This is a genomic window from Paenibacillus shunpengii (genome assembly GCF_042684905.1).
Taxonomy (GTDB): domain Bacteria; phylum Bacillota; class Bacilli; order Paenibacillales; family Paenibacillaceae; genus Paenibacillus; species Paenibacillus shunpengii.
Window position 1 is genome coordinate 1 of record NZ_JBHUMJ010000021.1, and the last position, 4,291, is coordinate 4,291.

General features: G+C 40.3%; 6 protein-coding genes. All 6 read left to right on the forward strand.

The window, feature by feature from the left end; translation table 11 throughout:
• Positions 1-1,671, forward strand: a 1,671-nt coding sequence (locus ACFSVM_RS25690; RefSeq protein ID WP_379265396.1) for a hypothetical protein, incomplete at its 5' end; no start/stop codon positions are given.
• A gap of 124 nt (positions 1,672-1,795) precedes the next feature.
• Entirely contained in the window at positions 1,796-2,422 is a 627-nt protein-coding gene (locus tag ACFSVM_RS25695; protein WP_379265398.1) for a hypothetical protein, read from the forward strand.
• Entirely contained in the window at positions 2,419-2,961 is a 543-nt protein-coding gene (locus ACFSVM_RS25700) for an accessory gene regulator ArgB-like protein (RefSeq protein ID WP_379265400.1), read from the forward strand. The genes ACFSVM_RS25695 and ACFSVM_RS25700 overlap by 4 nt, the downstream gene beginning before the upstream one ends.
• Complete coding sequence (locus ACFSVM_RS25705; protein WP_379265402.1) at positions 2,945-3,079, forward strand: cyclic lactone autoinducer peptide; 135 nt, start codon at positions 2,945-2,947, stop codon at positions 3,077-3,079. Before ACFSVM_RS25700 ends, ACFSVM_RS25705 begins: the two co-directional genes overlap by 17 nt.
• 24 nt (positions 3,080-3,103) lie before the next feature.
• Positions 3,104-3,505 carry a hypothetical protein gene (locus tag ACFSVM_RS25710; RefSeq protein ID WP_379265404.1) on the forward strand — a complete coding sequence of 134 codons (402 nt, stop codon included), beginning with the start codon at positions 3,104-3,106 and terminating at the stop codon, positions 3,503-3,505.
• 549 nt (positions 3,506-4,054) lie between these two features.
• Positions 4,055-4,291 (forward strand): hypothetical protein (locus ACFSVM_RS25715; protein WP_379265406.1); only part of this gene is annotated, 237 nt, incomplete at its 3' end.

The following is a 4,291-nucleotide window of genomic DNA, read 5'->3' on the forward strand; positions in this document are numbered from 1 at the left end:
GAAATTGCAGAGACATTAGGTGGTAAAGGGCAGAATAGCAAAAATGAACCGGATCTTATGGAGTCGCTGCTTGATCGGATCAACGGCAGCCGGAAGATTAGTGAGAGCACATCAAAGAAAGCTACAAGCACGGTCATTGATACTCAAATCGTCGTCATGGCTGAGAGTAACGATCCGACTAGACAGAGGAATGCAGCGCGAAGTATAGCTCAGTCCTTTGACACGATCACCGAGGATAACCGTCTTACGTACAGACCGCTCAGAAAGGGATTCTCATTTACCGATTTAAACATCGGAGCAGGTAAGAATAAGATCGGTGATTTAGAAGCGCAGAACTTTATTGCACTTGCTGGCCGTGATGTCCTGGAACGATTCAACTTTATCGACCGTATCGAGACACAGGAAACGGTAGTGCCGGACGATCTAAAACAAGGGGTAATGTGTATCGGTACCAACGTATACAGGGGCCACAAGCAGCCTGCTTACCTCTCTACTGATCGAGAGTACCAAAACCTTACCCTTGTCATGATCGGACCGACACGGGCAGGTAAATCGACTCTTATTGCCAATCTGAGCCGGGACGCCATAAATGCAGGAGAGTGCGTGATCATATTTGATTTTGTTGGCCAGTGCGAACTAAGCAGAGAAGTAGCAGCCGCCATTCCACAAGATAAAGTCCTTGTAATAGATTGCGCGGATCCTAAGAAGCTGCAGGGCATGGGATACAACGAAGTAGGGTATAGTGCAGATCCGTTTGAAGCTTATGACAACGCAAAGAAGCAGACGACACAGCTTATGACCCTAGTCAATAGTATTAATGCAGAGGAAACAAAGCTGTCAGCTAAGATGCAGCGATACCTGGTAAGTGCTGCTCTTGTATCCTTTATCAACGGTGGCAGCATACGGGATGTGTTTAATTGTCTGCAGGATCATGAGGTGAGACAGCAGCTAATAAAAAGAGTGCCAGCTGCACAGCAAGACAATCTTAAAAAGTATATCAGGTCCCTATCCGAATTGGATGATAAAGACAAGAGCGGGGAAGTAGTGGGGACGAAGGAGACTTATATCGTAGGTATCATTGACAGACTAAATCAGCTGGAACAGAACGCCTACATGGAACGCATGCTTGATAAGGGTACAGCTGGTAACGTCGATCTCGTAGAGGAGATGCAGAAAAATCAGCTAATATGCATCCGGATGCCATCGGATATGTTCAGCACGGACAGTGAGCGGGATGCTTACACAACCTATTGGAGTACAAAGATCTGGCTGGCTCTCCAAATGAGAAGTAAACGCTATGGTGGTGATCGGAGTAAGTTGGTGAAGGTAAATAAGATCGTCGATGAGCTTTACCAGGTGCAACATACCGAACAGTTCATGCGTTCAAAACTTAGCCAGTACGCAAAGTTTGGGCTTAAGCCTATAATCTCGGCTCACTACCTTAACCAAATTAAATTTATCCGTGATGAGTTACGATCCGCAAATGCCTCGTATATGCTTATTTCGGGTTGCGACAAGAAAAATTATGAAGAGCTGAAAAGTGAGCTTTATCCGTACACTGAAGAAGATCTTCTTAAGTTGCCTAGGTACAATTCCCTTAATCTGATTAAGAATAATGAAGGGTATGCAAGGTTCATTACTCAACTTCCCACACCGATTAGAAAAAGGTGAAAATAGTCCTAAAAAAAACACCTTTAGTTATATAACTTGTATATTGACATTGGTTCAATTTCAGCATATAATAGGTTATATAAGTTATATAACTAAATTTCATATAATTGGGAGTTGGGGACAGGTGAGTTTGCTGGGATTCAGTGGGTTTTTATTTTTCTCGATGTTGGAGTCTTTCGCAGTTTATTCCTTCATCATGTCGATCTTTAGGCATAAGGCGTCTGAGTTTGCCATACGCATTCTTTTTGTAATCTTACTGATCAGTCTTCAGAGTTTTGTCCTAAGAACCGAGTTACACTTGCCTTACCTTGTCCCTTTAATAGTTGTCATTATCTTCATTATTTTCTTTTGTGTGATGGTGGGGATACCTTTTATCTGGTCAATTATTTGTACGATATTAGGGTACGGTCTTTATGCGGTTTTGCAGTCAGTTCTACTTCAAGTCATGTTCGGTTCAGTTGCTGGTATGGAAACCGCCGCAGACGGGTATGCCTTGCAGACTGTAAGCAGCGTTACCTTTCTTGTACTAGCTCAGGTATTGTACAGGCTAGGTAAAGGGTTCTCGTTCCCGTTTGATCGACTCCGGTTTAAATTTGAAGATTTAACAGTTTTATTGCTGATCATCGTATTCTTTGGTCTTATCACTACGATTTTTTATTTAAATGAACTTTGGATAAACATAGCTTTCTTCGCCTTAATTGCTGGGTACCTTACATATTTCGCTATACAGAGGGAGAATGAAGATACGTGATTGATACAGCGGCTAAGAAATTAAGTGTATATATGAAAAAACAAGTCCCTCACCATCCGAGTTCAATTGAAGTACTCGAAACATCCATCGGACTCTTTTTGAATGTATCATCAATTGTTGTGTTGTCTTTGTTAGGGGGATTTTTCACAGGAAATTTAAAAGAGGTAATTATTCTACTTATCTCATTCCCTATACTAAGACGATACTCAGGAGGTTTACATTTAGATTCAGGGACAAGTTGCGCACTGTTTACCAGTGGGATGTTCATCCTATTATCATTCTTTAATTTTACCGATAGAACTATTATCCACTCTTTTACTGCTCTCACCTTATTGATCGTCTTGATATATGCACCCAGCAATCTTCAAAATCAACGTAATGTACCAATCGAACATTATCCGACTTTAAGAAAAATATCTGCTTTAATAGTTGCAACCAATTTCATATTTGTATCAGATACCTTAGCTATCAGTTTCTTTGTACAAGCCTTCTCATTAATTCTAGGAAAGGAGGTGAAATCCCATGGAAATGACATTTAAGCAGCATCTTATTTATGGACTGGTAACTATGCTTTCGAAATTTGGAAAGTCCGTAGTTAAAAAAAGAAGTATCGTGTATGTATACGAAGCAAATGCCCCTGAAGAAATGTACAAGTAATAATATACTTGGAGGTATTTCGTCATGGAAATAACCGCAGCGAAAGATAAAAGCGGTAAAACAGGTGTAGAGAAAATCCCCTTTGATTACGTGTTATTCCTGGAGTGGTCTGCTGGAATCAAGCGAATCATTGTGCATACAGTGTGGGGGAGAAAGTACTATCTCACTGGACCTTTTAAATTTTGGTCGCAGGCGCTAGTGAAATCTCATGGAGACATTTTTTATGAGGTGGATCGATATAACCTTGTAAACGCTAAGAATGCAAAGTGGATTGATACTGGATCTTATAAGAGGGTAGGGTTTGATGATAAGCTTTATTGCCCTATGAATACTACAAAGAAGTACCAGGAAACGCTTGAAGCCCTTATAAGTATGAATCCAAGCATACGTTTAAGTTCAGAGACAACGAAATGGAGCGCCTACTAAGGGGCTCCATTTTTTTCGCGATTATACAATAACTTAAATGTCAAAGTCTGTCATAATTTAGTGGTGATGTAAGGAAATTCGAAAGTTTTAGTTTCCTTTTACAATAAATGCTAAAGACTATAAAATATATACAAGGACAGAACAACGGTTCTGTTTAATGTACAAGCTTCGGAACTATTAGGTCTGAACTTGCCGAGGGGAGGCGGATTTAAGTTTCCATCCGCAAACCACTTACTTCTCAATGATCCATTCATAAAGGTCTTCTATACCACATTTAAATATTAGTGTGGCTATGTATATATCTTCAGGTTGCATTACTCGCTTGCCGTTACAGAAGTGGGAGATCACTCTCGGATGTCTGCCTGTTCGGTTAGCATAATCTGCTTGTGTCCAGCCTTGCGCCTTTATGAGATCAGGAAGTAAGCATCTCCCTCGGGAGATTTTCAACTTACTAAATACTCCTTTCAGTTCAGATCAATTTCGAAAGGCTACTACTGGATTGTATCACAAGCAAGTCAAGTAAAGAAATAAGGGGAGGTTGGATTGGCGATGAGCAATAGAGTTGAAATCGAAATAGAATATAATTCTTCACAGTTAATCGATGCTCTAAGCGAGGAGAATCAAGTTTTCTACAGAAAGCATACGGAGTTGGTTAATAAGTTGAGGTCACAAATACCTCCAGATTTGTTGGCCGATCTTCTAGAAGTGGAAGAACTTTTTAACGAAAGGATTGTTGAAGGAGTAGAACTGTATAAAAGAGGATTTATAGATGGAATTCAATACAAA